Source organism: Thermoanaerobacter ethanolicus JW 200, from assembly GCF_003722315.1.
GTDB lineage: Bacteria > Bacillota > Thermoanaerobacteria > Thermoanaerobacterales > Thermoanaerobacteraceae > Thermoanaerobacter > Thermoanaerobacter ethanolicus.
The window spans coordinates 2,747,501-2,769,176 of the sequence record NZ_CP033580.1; the positions used below are offsets into that span (position 1 = coordinate 2,747,501).

General features: G+C 37.4%; 38 protein-coding genes (1 of these 38 only partly in view). All 38 read right to left on the bottom strand.

The features are described from left to right. Positions 1-120: the beginning of a tRNA pseudouridine(38-40) synthase TruA gene (gene truA, locus EB239_RS13670; RefSeq protein WP_003870241.1), read on the bottom strand. The gene continues 615 nt to the left of window position 1, outside the view; only the first 120 of its 735 coding nucleotides appear in the window; it begins with the start codon at positions 118-120; its stop codon lies beyond the left edge, outside the window. Positions 121-122: 2 nt separating this feature from the next. Further along, the gene (locus EB239_RS13675; RefSeq protein ID WP_003870242.1) at positions 123-929 is read right to left on the bottom strand and encodes an energy-coupling factor transporter transmembrane component T family protein; all 807 of its coding nucleotides are present in this window, start codon (positions 927-929) and stop codon (positions 123-125) included. Further along, complete coding sequence (locus tag EB239_RS13680) at positions 922-1,782, bottom strand: energy-coupling factor transporter ATPase (protein ID WP_003870243.1); 861 nt, start codon at positions 1,780-1,782, stop codon at positions 922-924. Before EB239_RS13680 ends, EB239_RS13675 begins: the two co-directional genes overlap by 8 nt. Beyond that, positions 1,773-2,606, bottom strand: coding sequence for an energy-coupling factor transporter ATPase (locus EB239_RS13685; protein ID WP_003870244.1), 834 nt, complete (start codon positions 2,604-2,606; stop codon positions 1,773-1,775). Before EB239_RS13685 ends, EB239_RS13680 begins: the two co-directional genes overlap by 10 nt. Positions 2,607-2,688: 82 nt before the next feature. Continuing rightward, positions 2,689-3,027: a 50S ribosomal protein L17 gene (gene rplQ, locus EB239_RS13690; protein ID WP_003868588.1), complete on the bottom strand. Its 339-nt coding sequence runs from the start codon at positions 3,025-3,027 to the stop codon at positions 2,689-2,691. 13 nt (positions 3,028-3,040) lie between these two features. Continuing rightward, positions 3,041-3,988: a DNA-directed RNA polymerase subunit alpha gene (locus EB239_RS13695; RefSeq protein WP_003870245.1), complete on the bottom strand. Its 948-nt coding sequence runs from the start codon at positions 3,986-3,988 to the stop codon at positions 3,041-3,043. A 47-nt stretch (positions 3,989-4,035) separates the two neighbouring features. Continuing rightward, the gene (gene rpsD, locus EB239_RS13700) at positions 4,036-4,656 is read right to left on the bottom strand and encodes a 30S ribosomal protein S4 (RefSeq protein WP_003870246.1); all 621 of its coding nucleotides are present in this window, start codon (positions 4,654-4,656) and stop codon (positions 4,036-4,038) included. A 12-nt stretch (positions 4,657-4,668) separates the two neighbouring features. Further along, the gene (rpsK, locus tag EB239_RS13705; RefSeq protein WP_003870247.1) at positions 4,669-5,061 is read right to left on the bottom strand and encodes a 30S ribosomal protein S11; all 393 of its coding nucleotides are present in this window, start codon (positions 5,059-5,061) and stop codon (positions 4,669-4,671) included. A gap of 18 nt (positions 5,062-5,079) precedes the next feature. Continuing rightward, entirely contained in the window at positions 5,080-5,448 is a 369-nt protein-coding gene (gene rpsM / locus EB239_RS13710; protein ID WP_003868584.1) for a 30S ribosomal protein S13, read from the bottom strand. An 11-nt stretch (positions 5,449-5,459) separates the two neighbouring features. Beyond that, the gene (gene rpmJ / locus EB239_RS13715; RefSeq protein WP_003373491.1) at positions 5,460-5,573 is read right to left on the bottom strand and encodes a 50S ribosomal protein L36; all 114 of its coding nucleotides are present in this window, start codon (positions 5,571-5,573) and stop codon (positions 5,460-5,462) included. A 15-nt stretch (positions 5,574-5,588) separates the two neighbouring features. After that, positions 5,589-5,807: a translation initiation factor IF-1 gene (gene infA / locus EB239_RS13720; RefSeq protein ID WP_003870248.1), complete on the bottom strand. Its 219-nt coding sequence runs from the start codon at positions 5,805-5,807 to the stop codon at positions 5,589-5,591. A 24-nt stretch (positions 5,808-5,831) separates the two neighbouring features. Next, positions 5,832-6,098: a KOW domain-containing RNA-binding protein gene (locus tag EB239_RS13725; protein WP_003870249.1), complete on the bottom strand. Its 267-nt coding sequence runs from the start codon at positions 6,096-6,098 to the stop codon at positions 5,832-5,834. 15 nt (positions 6,099-6,113) lie between these two features. Then, positions 6,114-6,860 (bottom strand): type I methionyl aminopeptidase, encoded by a 747-nt coding sequence (gene map, locus EB239_RS13730; RefSeq protein WP_003870250.1) that lies wholly within the window; start codon positions 6,858-6,860, stop codon positions 6,114-6,116. Beyond that, on the bottom strand, positions 6,857-7,510 hold the full coding sequence (locus EB239_RS13735) for an adenylate kinase (RefSeq protein ID WP_003870251.1): 654 nt from the start codon (positions 7,508-7,510) through the stop codon (positions 6,857-6,859). Before EB239_RS13735 ends, map begins: the two co-directional genes overlap by 4 nt. Positions 7,511-7,523: 13 nt before the next feature. Continuing rightward, positions 7,524-8,780 carry a preprotein translocase subunit SecY gene (secY, locus tag EB239_RS13740; protein WP_003870252.1) on the bottom strand — a complete coding sequence of 419 codons (1,257 nt, stop codon included), beginning with the start codon at positions 8,778-8,780 and terminating at the stop codon, positions 7,524-7,526. A gap of 1 nt (position 8,781) precedes the next feature. Further along, positions 8,782-9,225: a 50S ribosomal protein L15 gene (rplO, locus tag EB239_RS13745; protein WP_003870253.1), complete on the bottom strand. Its 444-nt coding sequence runs from the start codon at positions 9,223-9,225 to the stop codon at positions 8,782-8,784. Positions 9,226-9,252: 27 nt separating this feature from the next. Further along, complete coding sequence (rpsE, locus tag EB239_RS13750) at positions 9,253-9,756, bottom strand: 30S ribosomal protein S5 (RefSeq protein WP_003870254.1); 504 nt, start codon at positions 9,754-9,756, stop codon at positions 9,253-9,255. A 15-nt stretch (positions 9,757-9,771) separates the two neighbouring features. After that, positions 9,772-10,137, bottom strand: coding sequence for a 50S ribosomal protein L18 (gene rplR, locus EB239_RS13755; protein ID WP_012268641.1), 366 nt, complete (start codon positions 10,135-10,137; stop codon positions 9,772-9,774). An 11-nt stretch (positions 10,138-10,148) separates the two neighbouring features. Beyond that, positions 10,149-10,691, bottom strand: a complete 543-nt coding sequence (gene rplF / locus EB239_RS13760) for a 50S ribosomal protein L6 (protein WP_003870255.1) — start codon at positions 10,689-10,691, stop codon at positions 10,149-10,151. Positions 10,692-10,713: 22 nt separating this feature from the next. Next, complete coding sequence (rpsH, locus tag EB239_RS13765; RefSeq protein ID WP_003868574.1) at positions 10,714-11,112, bottom strand: 30S ribosomal protein S8; 399 nt, start codon at positions 11,110-11,112, stop codon at positions 10,714-10,716. 18 nt (positions 11,113-11,130) lie between these two features. After that, a complete protein-coding gene (locus EB239_RS13770; protein ID WP_003868573.1) occupies positions 11,131-11,316 on the bottom strand; it encodes a type Z 30S ribosomal protein S14 in 186 nt (61 codons plus the stop codon). Positions 11,317-11,332: 16 nt separating this feature from the next. Next, positions 11,333-11,872 carry a 50S ribosomal protein L5 gene (rplE, locus tag EB239_RS13775; protein WP_003870256.1) on the bottom strand — a complete coding sequence of 180 codons (540 nt, stop codon included), beginning with the start codon at positions 11,870-11,872 and terminating at the stop codon, positions 11,333-11,335. Positions 11,873-11,896: 24 nt separating this feature from the next. Continuing rightward, a complete protein-coding gene (gene rplX, locus EB239_RS13780) occupies positions 11,897-12,220 on the bottom strand; it encodes a 50S ribosomal protein L24 (protein WP_003870257.1) in 324 nt (107 codons plus the stop codon). A 12-nt stretch (positions 12,221-12,232) separates the two neighbouring features. Then, complete coding sequence (gene rplN / locus EB239_RS13785; protein WP_003868570.1) at positions 12,233-12,601, bottom strand: 50S ribosomal protein L14; 369 nt, start codon at positions 12,599-12,601, stop codon at positions 12,233-12,235. A 21-nt stretch (positions 12,602-12,622) separates the two neighbouring features. Continuing rightward, positions 12,623-12,877: a 30S ribosomal protein S17 gene (gene rpsQ, locus EB239_RS13790; protein ID WP_003870258.1), complete on the bottom strand. Its 255-nt coding sequence runs from the start codon at positions 12,875-12,877 to the stop codon at positions 12,623-12,625. 17 nt (positions 12,878-12,894) lie between these two features. Beyond that, positions 12,895-13,104, bottom strand: a complete 210-nt coding sequence (gene rpmC / locus EB239_RS13795; RefSeq protein ID WP_003870259.1) for a 50S ribosomal protein L29 — start codon at positions 13,102-13,104, stop codon at positions 12,895-12,897. Continuing rightward, positions 13,094-13,528 (bottom strand): 50S ribosomal protein L16, encoded by a 435-nt coding sequence (gene rplP, locus EB239_RS13800; RefSeq protein WP_003870260.1) that lies wholly within the window; start codon positions 13,526-13,528, stop codon positions 13,094-13,096. The genes rpmC and rplP overlap by 11 nt, the downstream gene beginning before the upstream one ends. Positions 13,529-13,531: 3 nt before the next feature. Continuing rightward, positions 13,532-14,197 (bottom strand): 30S ribosomal protein S3, encoded by a 666-nt coding sequence (gene rpsC / locus EB239_RS13805; RefSeq protein WP_003870261.1) that lies wholly within the window; start codon positions 14,195-14,197, stop codon positions 13,532-13,534. Between the two features lie 13 nt (positions 14,198-14,210). Continuing rightward, on the bottom strand, positions 14,211-14,546 hold the full coding sequence (gene rplV / locus EB239_RS13810) for a 50S ribosomal protein L22 (RefSeq protein WP_003868565.1): 336 nt from the start codon (positions 14,544-14,546) through the stop codon (positions 14,211-14,213). A 17-nt stretch (positions 14,547-14,563) separates the two neighbouring features. Next, positions 14,564-14,845: a 30S ribosomal protein S19 gene (gene rpsS / locus EB239_RS13815; protein ID WP_003868564.1), complete on the bottom strand. Its 282-nt coding sequence runs from the start codon at positions 14,843-14,845 to the stop codon at positions 14,564-14,566. A gap of 22 nt (positions 14,846-14,867) precedes the next feature. Further along, positions 14,868-15,695, bottom strand: coding sequence for a 50S ribosomal protein L2 (rplB, locus tag EB239_RS13820; RefSeq protein WP_003870262.1), 828 nt, complete (start codon positions 15,693-15,695; stop codon positions 14,868-14,870). 24 nt (positions 15,696-15,719) lie between these two features. After that, positions 15,720-16,013: a 50S ribosomal protein L23 gene (rplW, locus tag EB239_RS13825; RefSeq protein ID WP_003870263.1), complete on the bottom strand. Its 294-nt coding sequence runs from the start codon at positions 16,011-16,013 to the stop codon at positions 15,720-15,722. Then, positions 16,013-16,633: a 50S ribosomal protein L4 gene (gene rplD, locus EB239_RS13830; protein WP_003868561.1), complete on the bottom strand. Its 621-nt coding sequence runs from the start codon at positions 16,631-16,633 to the stop codon at positions 16,013-16,015. The genes rplW and rplD overlap by 1 nt, the downstream gene beginning before the upstream one ends. Before the next feature lie 17 nt (positions 16,634-16,650). Then, positions 16,651-17,283 (bottom strand): 50S ribosomal protein L3, encoded by a 633-nt coding sequence (gene rplC / locus EB239_RS13835; protein ID WP_003870264.1) that lies wholly within the window; start codon positions 17,281-17,283, stop codon positions 16,651-16,653. A gap of 84 nt (positions 17,284-17,367) precedes the next feature. Further along, positions 17,368-17,676 (bottom strand): 30S ribosomal protein S10, encoded by a 309-nt coding sequence (rpsJ, locus tag EB239_RS13840; RefSeq protein WP_003868559.1) that lies wholly within the window; start codon positions 17,674-17,676, stop codon positions 17,368-17,370. A 191-nt stretch (positions 17,677-17,867) separates the two neighbouring features. Then, positions 17,868-19,070, bottom strand: a complete 1,203-nt coding sequence (gene tuf / locus EB239_RS13845; protein ID WP_003870265.1) for an elongation factor Tu — start codon at positions 19,068-19,070, stop codon at positions 17,868-17,870. A gap of 14 nt (positions 19,071-19,084) precedes the next feature. Continuing rightward, positions 19,085-21,154: an elongation factor G gene (gene fusA / locus EB239_RS13850; RefSeq protein ID WP_003870266.1), complete on the bottom strand. Its 2,070-nt coding sequence runs from the start codon at positions 21,152-21,154 to the stop codon at positions 19,085-19,087. Between the two features lie 51 nt (positions 21,155-21,205). Next, entirely contained in the window at positions 21,206-21,676 is a 471-nt protein-coding gene (gene rpsG, locus EB239_RS13855) for a 30S ribosomal protein S7 (protein ID WP_003870267.1), read from the bottom strand.

Genomic DNA, 21,676 nt, shown 5'->3' on the forward strand with positions numbered 1-21,676 from the left:
CCCTGTTACCTTTTTTATTGCTTTTTGCAATACCTCCTGAACTGTCACTGCATTCTTTTGGTATTGCCAACCGTGATAATTGGTCCCGTCATATTCTACTACAATCATTACGTTTCTCATTTTTACCACGTCCAAACTCTATTCCATACAATTAGCAATACCATTATCAAGGTCACAGCTAAAGCTTGATAATCTCTCGGTTGGATTTTAAGCTGTTTCATTCGCGTTCTATTTTGCCCGCCTCTATAACACCGAGATTCCATGGCAACTGCTAATTCGTCAGCTCTTCTAAAAGCACTAATAAATAGAGGTACTAAAAGAGGCACTAGTCCTTTTGCCCTTTTTACTATATTGCCACTTTCAAAATCGGCTCCTCTTGCCATTTGAGCTTTCATGATTTTTTCTGCTTCTTCTATTAATGTAGGTATAAATCTTAAAGCAATTGTCATCATCATTGCTAATTCATGAGCCGGTATCCCTATCCGACTAAAGGGTTTTAAAATATGCTCTATTCCATCTGTCAAAGAGATAGGAGAAGTAGTTAAAGTAAGTAGTGAAGTACCGATAATCAAAAATATGAGTCTTAACCCCATAAATACAGCTAATCGCAACCCACTAGTAGTAATTTTCAAGGGTCCTAAAGTATACAATATCGTTCCCCCAGGGGTAAAAAACATATTTAAACTCACCGTCAGTAAAAGAATTATAATAACTGGTCTTAATCCTTTTAAAATATAGCTAAAAGGAATTTTTGAAATTGCTATTACCAAATAAAGGTAAAGAACCGCAAAAAGGTAACCTGAAAGTTTATTTATAAAGAATATGGCCACTATAAATATAAAAGTGATAATTATTTTGATTCTCGGATCCAACTTATGAACTACCGAATCACCAGGGATATATTGCCCAATAGTTATATTTCTAAACATTTTTAGTCCCCCTGAGATAACGAATTATATATTCCTTTGCTTCTTCAATTGTTAATATATCTTCTGGAATTGCTACGCCTTTTTTTTGTAATTCTCTTGCGAGAGAAGTTATTTGTGGTACCCCTAATCCCATCTTTTCTAATTTTTCAGCTTCTCTAAATACTTCCCTTGGAGTCCCAATAATTTCTATTCTTCCTTTGTTCATCACAATTATTTTATCTGCAAATCTAGCTATATCTTCCATGCTATGGGATACCAAAATTGTTATCATCTTATATTTATCATGAATTTCTTTAATTTTGTTTAAAATCTCTTCCTTCCCCTTTGGATCAAGGCCTGCAGTAGGTTCATCTAATATCAAAATTTTAGGCTTCATCGCCAATATTCCTGCTATCGCAATCCTACGTTTTTGGCCACCTGATACTTCAAAAGGGGATTTATCTGCTAATTCTCTACTGATTCCAACAATATCCATTGCTTCATATACTCTTTTTTCAATTTCTTCTTCGCTAAGTCCCAAATTAGTAGGACCAAAGGCTATATCTTTAAAAATGGTTTCTTCAAAAAGTTGATATTCAGGATATTGAAAAACTAATCCTACTTCTTTTCGTACATCTTTCAAACTGACTTTTTTGTCTGTTATATCTACTCCATTTATATATATTTTCCCTGAAGTGGGTTTTAAAAGCCCATTTAAATGTTGTATTAACGTAGATTTACCCGACCCTGTGTGCCCGATGATTCCCACGAACTCTTCATCCTGTATTTCAAAAGTAACATTATTTAAAGCAACAGTAGCATATGGCGTCCCTTCATTATACACAAAGCTTAAATTTTCTACTTTTATCGGCATAAAAATTCCACCATTTCTTCTACTGTTAAAATATCTAAAGGGACGTCAAAGCCTTCTCTCTTCAATTGGTATGCCAACTCTGTAACTTGGGGCACACTAAGGCCAATCTTTTTTAAAAGAGCAACTTCTTTAAATACTTCTTTAGGAGTACCATCTAACACTACTTTTCCATTATCCATTACAATAACTCTATCTGCATCTACTACTTCTTCCATAAAATGTGTTATGAGTATTACAGTAATCCCATCTTCTTTGTTGAGCTTTTTTATGGTAGAAATGACTTCCCTTCTTCCTATTGGGTCAAGCATTGCCGTTGGCTCATCTAAAATTATGCACTCTGGCTTCATTGCAATTATCCCAGCAATGGCAACTCTTTGCTTTTGTCCACCTGAGAGCATGTGAGGAGGATAATCTTTGTATTCCCACATACCTACCGCTTTAAGGGCGTATTCAACTCTTTCTCTTATTTCATCAGGTGGAATACCTAAATTTTCTGGGCCAAAAGCTACATCCTCTTCAACAATAGTAGCAACTATTTGATTATCTGGATTTTGAAAAACAAGCCCAGCAGTCTGTCTTATATCCCACAAATGATTTGTATCTTTGGTGTCCATTCCTTTTACATGTACTTTTCCCTCTGTCGGCAATAAAAGTGCATTAAAGTGTTTAGCAAGTGTTGATTTACCTGACCCATTATGACCAATTATCCCTATAAACTGCCCTTTTTCAAACTGTAAATTTATATCCTTTAAAACTAGGTGTCGAGTTTGTTCTTCGGCATGATATTCAAAAGATAAATTTTGTGTAGTTATTATGTGTTCCATTAAGGACACCTTCTTTTAAGTTAAACTCCTTTATGAAAAATAGGGATTAAGTTGCAGCACCAAACTTAACCCCTTCGATTGTTTACACTAATTCAATAATTACTAATGGTGCGCCATCTCCTCTGCGAGGCCCAAGCTTTAAAATTCTCGTGTAACCACCTTGTCTGTCTTTGTATTTTGGTGCTATTTCGTCAAATAACTTCTTTACTACACTTTCATCTAAGATATAGGCTAAAGCCTGCCTTCTTGCGTGTAAATCGCCTCTTTTACCGAGAGTAATCATTTTTTCAGAAATGCTGCGAACCTCTTTTGCTCGTGCCTCTGTTGTAGTTATTCTACCATATTTCAAAAAGTCTGTGACTAAATTTCTAAGCATAGCCCTCCTCTGGTCAGAAGGACGGCCTAATTTTCTGTAACCCACCTTCAACCCTCCTTTATTCGTCTGCCTTTTTTAAGCTAAGTCCTAATGCCTCGAGTTTTTGTTTAACCTCTTCTAAAGATTTTTTACCCAAATTTCTGACCTTCATCATCTCTTCTTCTGTCTTTTGAGTGAGCTCTTGTACTGTATTTATTCCAGCTCTCTTTAAACAATTATAGGACCTAACAGACAAGTCTAATTCTTCAATTGTCATATCAAGAGGTTTCTCGACTTTTTTCTCAGGTTTGTCCACAAAAATATCTGAACTTTTGTATTCGCCAGTAAAAGATATAAACTTTTGGAAGTACTTAATCAACATATCAGAAGCCATACTAATAGCTTCTTTTGGCGTTATAGTTCCATTTGTCCATACTTCCAAAGTAAGTTTATCATAGTCTGTAACATGGCCTACACGAGTATTTTCTACATTGTAGCTTACCCTTTTTACTGGTGTAAAAATAGAATCAACTGGAATAACGCCTATCGGTTGGTTAGGCTCTTTGTTTTTATCTGAAGGCACATAACCCTTTCCCTTGACAAACACAATCTCCATATGGAGTTTACCATCATCACTTAAAGTAGCTATATGATGGTCAGGGTTTAAAATTTCTATATCAGCACTGCCTTTTATATGACCTGCAGTAACTTCTCCTTTTCCTTCTACATCTATGCGCCCTACCACCGGTTCATCTGAATGCAATTTAACTGCCACTTCTTTAAGGTTAAGTATAATTTCTACTACATCCTCTTTAACTCCTGGTAGGGTTGAAAATTCATGCAATACTCCATCTATTTTGACAGATTTAGGAGCAGCACCAGGAAGAGAGGACAAAAGTACTCTTCTTAAGGAATTCCCAAGAGTTATGCCATATCCTCTTTCTAAAGGCTCCACTACAAATTTCCCATACGTCCCATCTTCCGACTGCTCAACAATCTCTATTTTTGGTTCAATCATTTCAAACACTGTGAACCCTCCTTTTAACTGTTTTATGAGGGTAACCGATTATATCATTACTTAGAATACAACTCAACAATCAAGTGCTCTTGGATAGGCAGATCTATGTGTTCTCTTCTTGGCAATGAAACTACTCTACCTTCAAAAGCATCTTTATTGAGTTCTAACCAATCAGGTACATTTCTTGATACTTCTAAATTATTCTTTATTAATTCCATTGAACGGCTCTTTTCCCTCACAGATATTACATCTCCTGGCTTTACTAAGAAAGATGGTATATCAACTTTCTTACCATTTACTTCTATATGACCATGGCTTACCAATTGTCTCGCTTGTGGCCGAGATGCTGCAAAGCCCAACCTATACACTACATTATCAAGACGTCTTTCTAAAAGTTGTAACAAATTTTCTCCTGTGATTCCTTTCATTCTCTCTGCTTCTTCATAATATCTGACAAATTGTCTCTCTAAAACGCCATAGTACCTTTTGAGTTTTTGTTTTTCTCGTAGTTGCATGCCGTAGTTAGTGAGTTTTTTCTTTTCTTGTCCATGTTGTCCTGGTGCATATCCTCTTCTTGCAACAGGACATTTGTCTGTATAGCATTTATCTCCTTTTAAATATAATTTCATGCCTTCTCTTCTGCACAATCTGCAAGTTGGTCCTATATATCTTCCCATAATCGCACCTCCTTATACTCTTCTCCTCTTAGGTGGTCTGCAGCCATTGTGAGGAATCGGAGTCACATCTTTTATAAGACTCACTTCAAGGCCAGCAGCCTGTAAAGCCCTTATTGCTGCTTCTCTACCTGCACCAGGTCCTTTAACATAAACATCAACTGTTTTCATTCCATGATCCATTGCTGCCTTAGCTGCTGATTCTGCCGCCATTTGTGCTGCAAAGGGAGTTGATTTTCTTGAGCCTTTAAAGCCTATTGTACCAGCACTTGCCCAAGAAATTGTATTTCCAGCAGGATCCGTTATAGTCACAATGGTATTGTTAAACGTAGAATGAATATGGGCAATTCCTCTTTCTACGTGTTTTTTCTCGCGTTTTCTGCCAGCTCTTTTTACTCTTTTAGCCATTATTTCCCCTCCTTATTCTTACTTCTTCTTCTTAGCAACAGTTTTCCTTGGACCCTTTCTCGTTCTAGCATTAGTCCTTGTTCTTTGTCCTCTTACGGGTAGTCCTCTTTTATGCCTTATTCCTCTGTAGCATCCTATATCCATTAACCTTTTGATGTTCATAGCAACTTCTTTTCTTAAGTCGCCTTCAACTTTGTATTCTTTATCAATTATCTCTCTCAATCTAGAAACTTCTTCTTCTGTTAAATCCTTGACCCTTGTGTCTGGATTTACACCTGCTTTAGCAAGTATCTCATTTGAACGAGAACGGCCAATACCATATATATATGTCAAAGCTATTTCCACTCGTTTATCTCTTGGCAAGTCAACGCCTGCAATTCTCGCCATTTTCACACCTCCTAGCCTTGTTTTTGTTTATGCTTTGGATTTTCACAAATTACCATAACTCTACCTTTTCTTTTTATAACTTTACATTTTTCGCAAATAGGTTTTACAGATGGTCTCACCTTCATCTCGCACCCTCCTTATCACTTTCCACGCCATACTATTCTTCCACGACTCAAGTCATAAGGAGACAATTCTACTGTCACCCTGTCTCCTGGAAGTATTCGTATAAAATTCATTCTCAGTTTTCCGGATACATGGGCTAATACTTTATGCCCATTATCTAATTGTACTTGAAACATAGCATTTGGTAAAGCCTCTATCACTGTGCCCTCAACTTCAATAACATCATCTTTTGCCAAGGATATCCATTCCTCCTTATTGACTTAGGATTTATAAGGTTCTAAAAATTTTCTGATTTCTTCATTAGTTAATTTATCGCCCTTTTGAATTTTTTCTTTAATCTGCCAAATCACGTCATTATATCTTTGAAGGTGTTTAAACTTTTTTTTCTTAGGTTTTTCTATCTTTCGAAGGTCCCCATCAGCTACAAGAACGTGTTGGTCATCAAACTTTCCTACAACTACAAAAACTCTGCCTTTGTCGCGACCTGCTTTGCTCCTCACTACCTGACCAATTTGCAAGTCTTCCATTAATAAATTCACCTCTTATAAAATGGTCAGTATTTCTGGGTCCCCATCCGTAATAACAATAGTATTTTCGTAATGGGCTGATAAACTGCCATCAACAGTCACTACTGTCCAATTATCTTCTAATGTCCTTACTGCATAATGTCCCGCATTTACCATCGGTTCTATAGCAAGGCACATACCTCTTTTTAATCTAGGCCCTCTTCCAGGAGGACCAAAATTAGGAATCTGTGGATCTTCATGCATTTTTATACCTATCCCATGTCCAACATATTCTCTTACTACTGAAAAGCCATGACTTTCTACATAAGTTTGTATTGCGTGAGAAATATCAGATAACCTATTCCCTTCTCTCGCGTATTTTATACCCTCAAAAAAGCTATTTTTTGTGACCTCAATCAATTTTTGTGCTTCCTTCGATATATCTCCAACAGGAAAAGTTCTTGCTGCATCTGCATTATACCCTTTATAGGTAGCTCCAAGGTCTATACTTATAATATCGCCTTCTTTAAGTTTTCTTAAACTTGGTATCCCATGAACTACTTCTTCGTTTATTGAAGCGCAAATACTAGCAGGAAAACCGTATAAACCTTTGAAGGCAGGTTTACAGCCATTTTTTATTATAAAGTCTTCTGCAATTCTATTAAGCTCTAACGTCGTAACTCCTGGCTTAATTGCCCTTTCTAAAACCTCAAAGAGATTTGCTATTACCTTGCCAGCTGTTCTCATCAAATCAATCTCATTTTTAGACTTGATATATATCATTTGCCTCTGTCTCCCAAAGCCTTTTTTATATCTTCAAATACTTCTTCTACCGATTTATTTCCATCAATATTCACTAAAATGTTTTTCTTTGTATAATACTCAATCAAAGGCTTAGTTTGACTTTCATAAACTTCTAGTCTTTTCACAACTGATTCTAACTTATCGTCGGAACGCTGTATAAGTTTTGTGCTACATTTGTCACATACATTGTCAACTGCAGGAGGAGAAGTCTTTATGTGATAAGTAGCACCACAATTAGGACATACTCTCCTGCCAGTAATCCTTTCTATCAAAGCATCTTCCTCAACTTCAATGTTTAGAACGCAATCAAGATAGGTTCCTTTTTGCTGCAAAAATCTATCCAATTCTTCCGCTTGTGTTACATTTCTTGGATATCCGTCTAACAAAAACCCTTTTTGGCAATCATCTTTTTCTAATCTATCTTCCACTATTTTATTCGTAACCTCATCGGGGACCAATAAGCCTTTGTCCATGTATTCTTTTGCTAGTTTCCCTAAGTCAGTATTATCTCTTAAATTTTGTCTAAAAATATCTCCTGTCGAAATATGAGGAATGTCAAACTCCTTAGCAATTTTCACAGCTTGTGTCCCTTTGCCAGCACCTGGGGGTCCTAAAAGTATTACTCTCATAAATCCTCCCCCTTTATTTCAAAAATCCTTGATAGTTCCTCATGATAAGGTGTCCCTCAATTTGTTTCATAGTATCAAGTGCCACACCAACTGCTATTAAAAGTGCTGTACCTCCAAAGTAAAGTTGTAACCCCGTTACATTCATTAAAATTACTGGCATTGTAGCAATAAATGCTAAGAATAATGCTCCTACAAAAGTAACTCTATTCAATACCCTTGTAAGATAGTCTGTAGTTGGTTTCCCTGGCCTTATTCCAGGAATAAATCCACCATATTTTTTTAAATTATCTGAGACATCTACTGGATTGAAGATTACTGCTGTATAGAAATAAGTAAATCCTATTATCAATAATATATCTAAAATATTGTATATTAGCCCACTTGTGCTAAGCCATTTTTGCACAAAGTTGTAAAATGACGACCGTGGGAAAAAGGTTGCTAATTGTTGCGGAAACTGTAATAGTGAAAGAGCGAATATAATAGGAATAACCCCTGCCATGTTTATTCTTATAGGAATGTGAGTACTTTGGCCACCATAAACTTTTCTGCCAACAACCCTTTTGGCATATTGCACCGGAATTCTTCTTTGCCCTTCTGTTGCTAGAATTATCAATACTATCATTATAAGCTCCGCAACTACAAAAGCAATAGCACCAAAAATATTAGCAGTACCTGCTTGAATATATTCACTTGTCAGATATATCATGTTAGGAATCCTAGAAATTATCCCCGCAAAAATTATTAATGAACTTCCGTTGCCTATTCCATTTTCAGTAATTTTTTCACCTAACCACATCAGAAAAGCAGTACCTGCCGTCAAAGTTATAACAATGACCGTCAAGTTAAAAAATGTAGGATTGATAACTGCTCTCTTTAGCCCAATTGTCATTCCTATAGCTTGTATCAAGGCAAGTACAACTGTTAAATATCTGGTATACTGAGCAATTTTCTTTCTTCCCTCTTCCCCTTCTTTTGCCATTTGTTCAAGAGAGGGAATTGCTATTGTCAAAAGTTGCATTATAATTGAAGCGTTAATGTAAGGCACAATGCTCATGGCAAAAATCGTAAATTCTCGAAAAGCACCACCGGATATTATGTCAAAAAATCCGAACAATTGCCCTTGACCAAGTATTTGAGCAATCAGCTTTGGGTCAACTCCTGGCACAGGAATATGGGACCCTAATCTAAATATCACTAGCATTCCTAAAGTATAAAGTATCCTTTTTCTTATATCATCAACCTTCCAAGCATTGACAAGGGTTTGAAACACTTTAAATCACCTCTGCCTTTCCCCCAACGGCTTGTATTTTTTCAATGGCACTTTGACTGAATTTATGAGCCTTAACAGTGAATTTTTTGCTTAAATCTCCGTCACCTAATATCTTAACCCCATCTTTTACATCTTTAATTATACCACTTTCTATTAAAACTTCAGGAGTAATTACCGCTCCATCCTCAAACCTTTCTTCTAAAGTTCCAACATTTACAATTGCATATTCTTTTTTGAATATGTTAGTAAAACCTCTTTTTGGGAGTCTTCTTGTAAGTGGCATTTGGCCTCCTTCAAAACCCGGACGCACTCCACCGCCACTTCTTGCTTTTTGCCCTTTTTGTCCTCTGCCTGAAGTTTTACCATGTCCAGAACCTATTCCTCTTCCTACTCTTTTTCTTTCACGTCTTGCTCCTTCAGCTGGTTTTAAATCGTGCAGTCTCATCTTTGCACCTCCTATATGCTTTTGTGTTTATTCAAACAGTTGGCTTACTGGAATTCCGCGTAATCTCGCTACTTCTTCTGCTGTTCTAAGTCCTTTTAACCCTTCAATTGTAGCATAAACCATATTAGTTGCATTAGAAGACCCAAGTGACTTAGTCAAAACGTCTTTTATGCCTGCAGACTCTAACACTGCGCGAACAGGTCCTCCTGCAATAACACCAGTACCTTCTCTGGCAGGTTTCAAGAGTACTTTTCCAGCGCCAAATTCCCCTATGACTTCATGAGGAATAGTAGTTCCTACAATTGGAACTTTAATTAAGTGTTTTTTTGCATCCTCTATAGCTTTTCTAATTGCATCTGGAATTTCTGCAGCTTTACCTCTTCCTACTCCTACATAGCCTTTATCGGCGTCTCCAACTACAACTGTGACGCTAAATCTAAAATTCTTACCGCCCTTCACAACTTTTGCAACACGATTTATGCTTACGACTCTTTCTTTTAAATCTAACTTTGTCCAATCAACTCGAGCCATTCATTTCCCTCCTTGTTAGAAATTTAATCCCGCTTGCCGTGCAGCATCAGCCAATTCTTTTACTACACCGTGATAAATATAGCCGCCCCTATCAAATACAACATCTTTTATGCCTTTTTCTAAAGCTCTCTTTGCAATCAGCTCTCCTACCAATTTAGCAGACTGCTTATTTGCTCCTTTTGCAATGCCTCTAAGTTCAGGATCTAACGTAGAAGCATGGACAAGAGTATGCCCTTTAGTATCATCGATAATTTGCGCATAAATGTGTTTCAAACTTCTAAAAACATTAAGACGTGGTCTTTCTGGTGTTCCAAAAACTTTTTTTCTTACTCTTAAATGACGTCTTTTTCTTAATTCGTTCCTATTTGGTTTTGTAATCATCATCTCACCCCTTACTTCTTACCAGTTTTACCTTCTTTTAATCTCACAACTTCTCCTGCATATCTTATACCCTTGCCCTGATAAGCATCTGGTTCACGGACTCTTCTGATGTTTGCAGCAACTTGACCTACTTTTTCTTTATCGGCTCCTCTTACAATTATTTTGTTATTACCTTCTACAACAATTTCAATCCCTGGCTCTTCTTCTATTTCTACCGGATGAGAGTATCCAACATTTAACACTAATTTCTTCCCTTGTTTTGCTGCACGATATCCTATCCCTACAATCTCTAATGTTTTTTCAAAGCCTTGAGTTACGCCTTTTACCATATTTGCTATTATTGCTCTTGTAGTTCCGTGCATTGCTCTTTCTTCTTTATCGTCGCCATTTCGAGTTACAATTACTTGATTATCTTTTACTTCTATATTTACAATCGGCGGAAACTTTTTTTCTAAAGTGCCTTTTGTACCTTTTACAGTTACTACATTATCAGGACTTACTTTAACTTCTACTCCCTTTGGTATTTCTATTGGCAATCTACCAATTCTAGACACTGACCACACCTCCTTATTGAAATCACCAAATGTAGCAAATAACTTCTCCTCCAACTCCTGCTTTTCTTGCTTCTTTATCTGTCATGATTCCCTTTGATGTTGAAATAATTGCAATACCCAATCCTCCTAATACTCTTGGCAATTCATCGTGCCTTGCATATACTCTCAAACCAGGTTTGCTTATTCTTTTCAAACCAGATATAACTCTTTCTTTGTTAGGGCCATACTTTAATGTTAGTTTGAGAATACCACCTTTTCCATCGTCTATTTCTTCTACTGATTTTATAAACCCTTCTTTTAGCATAATCATTGCAATAGCCCTTTTCATGTTTGAAGCAGGTATTTCTACTGTTTCATGTCTTGCAATGTTCGCATTTCTTATTCGAGTTAGCATATCTGCTATAGGATCTGTCATTACCATTGTACTACCTCCCCTCTTTTACCAACTTGCTTTTTTAACACCTGGTATCATTCCTTGATGGGCATACTTTCTGAAGCATATACGGCACATGCCAAATTTCCTCAAGTATGCATGAGGTCTGCCACAAATTTTGCACCTATTGTATTCTCTTGTCTTGTATTTTTGAGGCTTTTGCTGCTTTACTATCAAAGCCTTTCTTGCCATATAATTTTACCCTCCTTTACTTTGCAAATGGCATACCTAAAAGTTCTAACAATCCCTTCGCTTCTTCATCGGTTTTAGCAGTTGTAACAATAATTATATCCATTCCTCTTATCTTATCTATCTTATCATAGTCAATTTCAGGAAAAATTAATTGTTCTTTGATTCCTAAAGCATAATTCCCTCTTCCATCGAAAGAATTAGGAGAAACTCCTTTGAAGTCTCTCACACGAGGCAAAGCTATATTGAAAAGTTTATCCATAAATTCATACATTCTTTCTCCGCGCAAAGTAACTTTTACTCCAATTGGCATTCCCTTACGAATTTTGAAATTTGCGATTGACCTTTTAGCTCTTGTAATAACTGGTTTTTGTCCCGCAATCATTGTCAAATCATTGACCGCTGCTTCCAGCGCCTTAGGATTTTCTTTTGCTTCACCCACACCTATATTTATAACAACTTTTTCAACTTTAGGAACCTGCATTATATTTTTATAGCCAAAACGTTCCATCAGCGCTGGCACAACTTCTTTTTCGTATTTTTCTCTCAGCCTTGACATAATGAGCCTCCTTCCTTTCTATAATTATAGCGTTTCATTGCACCTCTTGCAGTAACGTACTTTTTCGCCATTTTCAAGGACTTTTACCCCATAGCGAACTCCTCTTCCACAATTTTCACAATAGAGCATAACCTTCGAACTGTAAATTGGCGCTTCTTGGTGAATTATTCCACCTGGTTTTTGCGGATTTGTCGATTTCCTGTGTTTTGTCACAACATTAACGCCTTCCACAATTACTTTGCCTTCTTTAGGAAAGGCTTGCAATACTTTGCCTTTCTTACCTTTATCCTTACCTGAAATTACAACAACCATATCTCCTTTTTTTACGTGCAATTTATTCTGTGCCATTTTCCACCCTCCTTAAAGCACTTCAGGAGCCAAAGAAATAATTTTCATGAAGTCTTTTTCTCTCAATTCTCTTGCAACTGGTCCAAAAATACGAGTACCTCTTGGTTGTTTATCATCCCTTATAATAACCGCAGCATTATCGTCAAATCTTATATAAGTGCCATCTTTTCGAGCAATTCCTTTCTTTGTCCTTACGATTACCGCTTTAACAACTTCACCTTTTTTCACAACACCACCGGGTGTTGCACTTTTTACAGAAGCAACTATTACATCTCCTACATTTGAAAACTTTCTATTTGAACCGCCTTCCAAGCGAATACACATAATTTCTTTTGCACCTGTATTATCTGCTACTTTCAATCGAGTTTGAGGTTGAATCATTTGAGTTTACCTCCTTTCAAATTACTCAGCTCTTTTAACTATTTCAACTAATCTCCATCTTTTTTCTTTGCTAAGTGGTCTTGTTTCCATTATCTTTACTATATCTCCAACATTGCATACATTATTTTCATCGTGAACTTTGAACTTTTTGGTTCTTTTTATTGTCTTTCCATAAAGAGGATGTCTTACTCTGTCTTCTACAGCAACTACAATAGTTTTTTGCATTTTATTGCTTACTACTGTTCCAATTCTAACTTTCCTGTGGCCTCTTTCCAAGTGAATGCCCTCCTTCCTTATGCTTTATTTTGCCTAATACCCAATTCTCGCTCTCTCAAAATTGTCTTTATTCTCGCAATTGTTTTTCTTACATCTCTTATCCTCATAGGGTTATCTAATTGGCCGGTAGCAAGTTGAAATCTCAAATTAAAAAGCTCTGCTTTTAAGTCCGAAAGCTTTTGAAGCAATTCCTCATTGGTAAGTTCTCTTATTTCCTTAGCTTTCATTATCTTCACCACCCAATTCTTCACGTTTTAAAAACTTTGTCTTTATAGGCAGTTTATGCATTGCAAGCCTTAAAGCCTCTTTTGCAACTTCTTCTGATACTCCACCTATTTCAAAAAGAACTCTACCTGGCTTTACAACTGCTACCCAAAATTCTGGTGACCCCTTCCCTGAACCCATACGAGTTTCAGCAGGTTTTTTAGTAACCGGCTTATCAGGGAAAATTTTTATCCACACTTTTCCGCCTCTTTTTATAAACCTCGTCATTGCAACCCTTGCTGCCTCAATTTGGGTGGCTGTAATCCAACCAGGTTCCAGCGCTTGCAACCCATATTCTCCATAAGTCAGGGTATTACCACGAGTAGCATTTCCTTTTATTCTGCCCCGTTGTTGTTTTCTGTATTTCACTCTTTTTGGCATTAACATGTTTTACTTACCTCCTTCCGCGGTTACCTGCTTTTTAGGCTGTGGCAGTATCTCTCCTTTATTTATCCAAACTTTTACTCCTATTTTCCCATAAGTAGTATTTGCCTCTGCAAAGCCATAGTCAATATCCGCTCTTAAAGTTTGAAGCGGTACAACTCCTTCATGATACCTTTCAGTACGAGCAATTTCTGCACCAGCCAATCTACCCGAACAAGCAATTTTAATACCTTTAGCACCTAATTTCATCGCTCTTGCTATGGCTTGTTTCATAGCCCTTCTATAGGATATCCTTTTTTCAATTTGAGCTGCAATATTCTCAGCTACTAGTTGTGCACTAAGTTCAGGAGTTTTGACTTCCACAATATTAAGGATAACTGTCTTATTAGTCATTTTTTCCAATTCTTCTCTTAACTTGTCAATACCTGCTCCACCTTTGCCAATTACCATTCCTGGTTTTGCAGCATGAATATCTATTTTTATCCTATTGGACGCTCTCTCAATAACTATTTTAGGAATCCCAGCTGAATACAGTTTTTCTTTTATATAGTTTCTTATTTTAATATCTTCTATTAAGAGTTTTGAAAAATCTTTGTCATCCGCATACCATTTAGCTAGCCAATCTTGTGTAACTCCAACTCTAAGTCCATATGGATGTACCTTTTGGCCCACGCATATCCCTCCTTTATTCTTTTTCCTTCACGACTATCGTTATATGACTGGTTCTCTTCCTCATAATATCTGCTCTTCCCATCGCTCTTGGGAAAACTCTCTTCATTGTAGGGCCTTCATCTGCCACAGCCTTTGCTACATACAGATTATCTCTATTCATTCCATGGTTATTTTCAGCATTAGCAATGGCTGATTTAAGAACCTTGGCAACTATTCCTGAGGCTCTTTTTGGAGTAAACCTTAAAATAGTTAAGGCTTCATCCACATGCTTGCCACGAATCAGGTTAAGAACTAATCTTACCTTTCGAGGCGAAATTCTTACATATCTGGCTATTGCCCTTGCCTCCACGTTATCTCCTCCTTTGCCTATTTAACTTTGGAAGTTTTTTCAGTATCAGCATGTCCGTGGAAGGTTCGAGTAGGAGCAAATTCTCCTAACTTGTGCCCTACCATCGCTTCAGTTATATAAACAGGTACATGCTTTCTGCCGTCATGAACAGCTATTGTATGTCCAACCATTTCTGGCACAATTGTCGAGCTCCTTGACCATGTTTTAATTACTTTTTTCTCATTCTTTTTATTCATTTCAACAATCTTTTTAAGAAGTTTTGGATCAACATAGGGACCTTTTTTTACAGATCTGCTCAAGGCATTGACCTCCTTTCACTAACTATTTGCGTCTTCTTATAATGAATTTATCCGAAGCTTTACCTTTCTTACGTGTCTTATAACCCAATGCAGGCTTGCCCCATGGTGTAAGTGGCCCTGGATGTCCGATAGGCGCTTTACCTTCACCACCACCATGTGGATGGTCAACCGGATTCATAGCTGAACCTCTAACAGTTGGTCTTATTCCAAGCCATCTTGACCTTCCTGCTTTACCTATCTTTACATTTTCATGGTCTAAATTTGATACTTGTCCAATGGTTGCACGACAGTCAGCCTTTATCAATCTAATTTCTCCTGAAGGCATTCTAACTTGAACATAATCCCCTTCTTTAGCCATAAGCTGTGCCGCTGTACCTGCCGCTCTCACTAATTGTCCACCTTTTCCTGGTATAAGCTCGATGTTATGGATTATTGTACCTACAGGAATATTCCTTAAAGGCAAAGCATTTCCTACCTTAATGTCTACATTTTCACCAGATTCTACTATATCTCCCACTTTTAGTCCATAAGGAGCAATGATATATCTTTTTTCCCCATCTAAATAATGTATAAGTGCAATATAAGCTGTTCTATTTGGATCGTACTCAATAGCAGCAACTTTTCCTGGTACTCCGTCCTTATCTCTCTTGAAATCTATAATCCTATATTTTCTCTTATGTCCGCCACCACGATGTCTGACAGTAATTCTCCCGTATACATTTCTTCCACCCGATTTAGTTAAAGTAACAACTAAGGATTTCTCTGGCTTATCCTTAGTAACTTCCTCAAAAGTTAATACCGTCATTTGACGTCTGCCGGGAGATGTCGGCTTAAAAGATTTTATTCCCATTTCTTTCCCTCCTTAAACTTAAAATTATGCCTGCAACCCTTCAAAGAATTCGATACCTTTACTATCTGGAGTAAGCTTCACTATTGCTTTTTTGTAAGCTTCTGTCCTTCCTTCATATTTTCCCATTCTCTTTGGCTTTCCTTTGTAATTCATTGTATATACTTTTTCCACTTTGACCCCAAATATGTCTTCTACAGCTTTCTTTATTTGAATTTTATTTGCTCTTTTATCCACAATAAAAGTATATTTTCTCTCACTCATGAGGTTCATACTTTTTTCAGTTATTACTGGGCGTATTATAATGTCGCGTGCCTCCATTAGGCGTACACCTCCTCGACTATGCCCACGGCATCCTTTGTTATGATAAACTTGTCGTATTTTAAAATATCATAAGTATTCAAATAATTAGCATATAAAGTTTTAACACCTGGTATATTTCTTGCTGAAAGTTCTACGTTCTTTTCCCCTTCAGGTACCACTATTAACGCGCTATCAACATTAAAATTCTTAAGGAGTTCAACAACTTTTTTAGTCTTTGGCTGATCTAATTTGAATTCATCTAATACAATTATCTCGTTATCTCTAACTTTAGATGAAAGAGCAGATTTTAAAGCTAATCTTTTTACTTTTTTAGGTAACTTATAGCTGTAATCTCTTGGCTTTGGTCCAAAGACAATACCACCTTTAATCCATTGAGGAGCTCTTATACTTCCTTGACGTGCTCTTCCTGTTCCCTTTTGTCTCCAAGGCTTTCTTCCACCACCACGAACTTCGCCGCGGGTTTTGGTCGAATGGGTACCCTGCCTTTGATTCGCCAAATAATTTAGCACTGCTTCATGCATAACAGGAACATTTACTGGCACGCCAAAAACTGAATCCTTTAGTTCTATTTCTCCTACCTGTTCCCCTTTTACGTTGTAAACCGCTACCTTAGGCATCTTTCTTCCTCCTTTCATCACTTGCTCTTCACGGAATCTTTTATAATGAGCAAGGAACCTTTAGGTCCTGGCACTGATCCTTTTACTAACAATAAATTTAATTCAGGATCAACTTTTACAACTTCGAGGTTTTGTATAGTTACTCTTTCATGTCCCATATGCCCAGGCATAATTTTGCCTTTAAAAGTTCTTCCTGGGTCTGTGGTAGCACCCATCGAACCTACTCTTCTATGATATTTGGAACCGTGAGACATAGGTCCTCTATTAGCGCCATATCTCTTTACAACACCTGCAAAGCCTTTACCTTTTGAAATACCTGTTACATCTACTCTATCTCCTGGTTTAAAAATATCTACCTTTATTTCGCTACCTACTTCATATCCACTTATGTCATCTAACTTAAATTCTCTTAAATATCTCTTAAAAGGCACTCCTACTTTTTTAAAATGCCCTATTAAAGGTTTTGTAAGTCTTTTCTCTTTAACATCTCCAAAACCAACTTGAATAGCATTGTATCCATCAGTCTCCACTGTTTTTTTCTGTACGACAACACAAGGACCTGCTTCAATTACTGTGACAGGAATTACTTCTCCTTTTTCATTAAATATTTGTGTCATACCGTGCTTTTTACCTAAAATACCTTTTTTCATTCTTTTATCCACCTCCTGAAATCAGCGGACGCTTTTGCGTCTTAATTTCTTTTTTTATTTTTTTGTTTCTTTCCTTATTACCTTTTACAGTTTTATTTCAATATCCACACCAGATGGTAAATCTAATCTCATAAGAGCATCTACTGTCTTAGGTGTTGGATTTAAAATATCAATTAATCTCTTATGAGTTCTTATCTCAAACTGTTCTCTTGAATCTTTATATTTGTGAGGAGCTCTTAAAATAGTTATAATATCTTTTTCTGTTGGCAATGGAATAGGTCCAGAAACCTCTGCACCTGTCCTCTTTGCAGTCTCCACTATCTTTTGAGCCGATTGATCTAAAATAGCATGGTCAAAAGCCTTTAAACGTATGCGAATTTTTTGCTTGGGCATTTTACTTTCCCTCCTTCTATCAATCCTCAACACTTTTCTATATCCACATATCCAGGCGTTTTATTGTCAAAAAAAAATCTTACCTGCGACACCAGCTTTAATATTTTATCTCAAGTTCTAAATCATTGCAAGACTTGACATATCAATATTTTTGTGCTAATAGCAGCTGCTATTAGCACAAAAATATGATGCTATTCTATGATAGCTGACACGACGCCAGCACCTACTGTACGGCCGCCTTCTCTTATAGCAAACTTCAAACCCTCTTCCATCGCTATCGGTGTTATTAACTCTACTTTTATCGTTACGTGGTCCCCTGGCATTACCATCTCTACTCCATCCGGCAAGTTTATTACACCTGTAACGTCTGTCGTCCTAAAGTAAAATTGTGGCCTGTATCCATTGAAAAATGGTGTGTGCCTTCCTCCTTCTTCCTTCGTCAATACGTAAACTTGTGCCTCAAATTTCGTGTGCGGCTTTATCGTCCCTGGCTTCGCTAATACTTGCCCTCTCTCTACTTCGTCCCTCTGTACTCCTCTTAATAATACTCCTATGTTGTCTCCTGCTTGCGCCTCATCCAGCGTCTTCCTGAACATCTCTACCCCTGTTACTACTGTCTTCCTTGATTCCGTCGTCAATCCTATTATCTCTACTTCGTCTCCTACCTTTACCTTCCCTCTCTCTACTCTCCCTGTCGCAACAGTTCCTCTTCCTGTTATCGTAAATACGTCCTCTACTGGCATTAAGAATGGCTTGTCTATGTCTCTCTCCGGTGTCGGTATATATTCGTCTACTACATCCATTAACTGCCATATCTTCCCGCACCATTCGCACTCTCTCTTGCCACATCCACACTCTAATGCCTTAAGTGCTGACCCTACTACTATCGGTGTGTCATCCCCCGGAAACTCATATTCATTCAATAATTCCCTTACTTCCATCTCTACTAATTCTATTAATTCTGGATCGTCTACCATGTCTGCCTTGTTTAAAAATACTACTATATATGGCACTCCTACCTGCCTCGCCAATAATATGTGTTCCCTCGTCTGTGGCATCGGTCCGTCTGCTGCTGATACTACTAATATCGCCCCGTCCATCTGTGCTGCCCCTGTTATCATGTTCTTTACATAGTCAGCATGTCCTGGACAGTCTACGTGCGCATAGTGCCTCTTCTCTGTCTCATATTCTACGTGAGTCGTGTTTATCGTTATTCCCCTTGCTCTCTCCTCCGGCGCCTTGTCTATCTCGTCATATCCCTTCGCCTCTGCCATTCCTGCCTTCGATAATACCATCGTTATCGCTGCTGTCAACGTCGTCTTACCATGGTCTACGTGACCTATCGTCCCTACGTTTACGTGGGGCTTCTTCCTCTCAAATTTTTGCTTCGCCATCCTCTTTTCCTCCTTTACTTCTTTTCTAATATTTGATCAGCAATATTTTTAGGAACTTCCTCATAATGATGGAACTGCATAGTGTAAGTTCCTCTTCCTTGAGTTTTTGACCTTAAATCAGTGGCATATCCAAACATTTCAGCAAGTGGCACAAATGCTCTTATAACTTGGGCACCAGCCCTTGCTTCCATTCCTTCAACTCTTCCACGACGTGAATTTATATCTCCTATTATATCTCCCATGTATTCTTCTGGAACCACAACCTCCACTTTCATAATAGGTTCCAAAAGAACAGGATTTGCCTTTTTCATACCTTCCTTAAATGCTATAGAACCAGCTATTTTAAATGCCATATCTGAGGAGTCAACTTCATGGTAAGAACCATCTACCAATGCCACTTTTACATCGATAACAGGATATCCTCCAAGAACACCGTTTTGCATAGCTTCTTGAACACCTGCGTCAACTGCAGGAATATATTCTTTTGGAATAACTCCTCCTACAATGCGGTTTTCAAATGTATAGCCTTCTCCTCTTGGAGCCGGTTCCATCTCCAACCAAACATGACCATACTGACCACGTCCACCAGACTGCCTGATAAATTTACCTTCAATTTTAACAGGTTTAGTGATAGTCTCTTTGTAAGCAACTTGAGGCTTACCTACATTGCAATCAACATTAAACTCTCTTCTTAGCCTATCAACAATTATCTCTAAGTGCAATTCTCCCATACCAGCTATTATTGTCTGTCCTGTCTCTTGGTCAGTATATGTTTTAAAGGTTGGGTCTTCTTCAGCTAGTTTCAATAAAGCCATAGTCATTTTTTCTTGAGCAGCTTTAGTCTTAGGCTCTATAGCAACAGAAATAACTGGTTCTGGAAAATCCATTGATTCTAAAAGTATTGGATGATTCTCATCACAGAGCGTATCTCCTGTTGTAGTATCTTTTAGTCCAACGGCTGCAACTATATCACCTGTGTATACAGCATCAATTTCTTCTCTGTGATTTGCATGCATTCGCAGGATTCTTCCTACTCTTTCTTTTTTACCTTTTGTAGAATTCAACACATATGACCCCGCATTTAAAGTCCCTGAATATACTCTAAAAAAAGCAAGTTTACCTACATAAGGGTCCGCCATAATTTTAAATGCCAACGCTGAGAAAGGCTCTGAATCATCAGCTTTTCTCTCTATCTCTTCTCCTGTGCCTAATGCCATACCTTTTACCGGTGGCAAATCAAGTGGAGAAGGAAGATATCTCACTATCGCATCCAACATAGGCTGAATCCCTTTATTTTTATATGAAGAACCACAGACAACTGGTACTAATTCACCATTTATAGTTCCTTTTCTTAAGGCTTTGTGAATCTCCTCTTCAGTTATTTCTTCACCTTCTAAATACTTTTCTAAAATAGTTTCATCTTGCTCAGAAACTGCCTCTAATAGTTTTTCTCTATACTCCTCAGCTAAATCTTTTAAGTCATCAGGTATTTCAGTCTCATCCATTACAGTACCTAAATCATCTTCATATATTATGGCTTCCATTTTAATTAAATCCACAATGCCTCTGAAAGTATCTTCTTTTCCAATAGGAATTTGTATAGCTACAGGATTAGCTCCCAATCTTTCCTTTATCATTTTTATTACATTAAAAAAGTCAGCACCTATTATATCCATTTTATTTACATAGGCAATTCTTGGAACATGATATTTGTCAGCCTGTCTCCATACAGTTTCAGATTGAGGCTCAACACCCTCTTTTGCAGAAAAAACCGCAACAGCTCCGTCTAATATTCTAAGAGACCTTTCAACTTCTACTGTAAAGTCCACGTGTCCCGGCGTATCAATAATGTTTATTTTATGCCCTTTCCAATAACAAGTAGTAGCCGCAGAAGTTATAGTTATACCTCTTTCCTGCTCTTGTACCATCCAGTCCATTGTAGCAGTACCTTCGTGGACTTCTCCTAACTTATGAACTTTTCCTGTGTAAAAAAGTATTCGCTCGGTAGTAGTGGTTTTTCCTGCATCTATATGCGCCATAATACCAATGTTCCTAACTTTATCTAAGCTGTAGTCTCTTGGCATCTTCCATCCTCCTTTCTTGTCCCTTAGTTCACTACCCCCTATAAACTACTTTTACCATCTATAGTGAGCAAATGCCTTGTTAGCTTCCGCCATCTTATGAGTATCTTCTTTCTTCTTAACACTTCCACCAGTATTATTTGCAGCATCCATTATTTCTGCTGCTAATTTTTCCATCATAGATTTGCCACTTCTTTGCCTTGCATACTCTACAAGCCATCTTATTCCAAGAGATAGCCTTCTTTCAGGCCTTACTTCCACAGGAACTTGGTAAGTGGCACCACCTACTCTTCGAGGCCTTACCTCAAGAACAGGCATGACATTATTTAAAGCTTCTTCAAAAACTTCAAGAGGATCTCTTCCTGTCTTTTCTCTTATTATGTCAAAAGCTCCATAACAAATTTTTTGAGCTAAGCTCTTTTTACCATCCCACATTACTTTATTAATTAGTTTTGAAACTTTTTTACTATTATATACAGGATCAGGAAGGACCTCTCTTCTTTCTACATGACCTTTTCTTGGCAT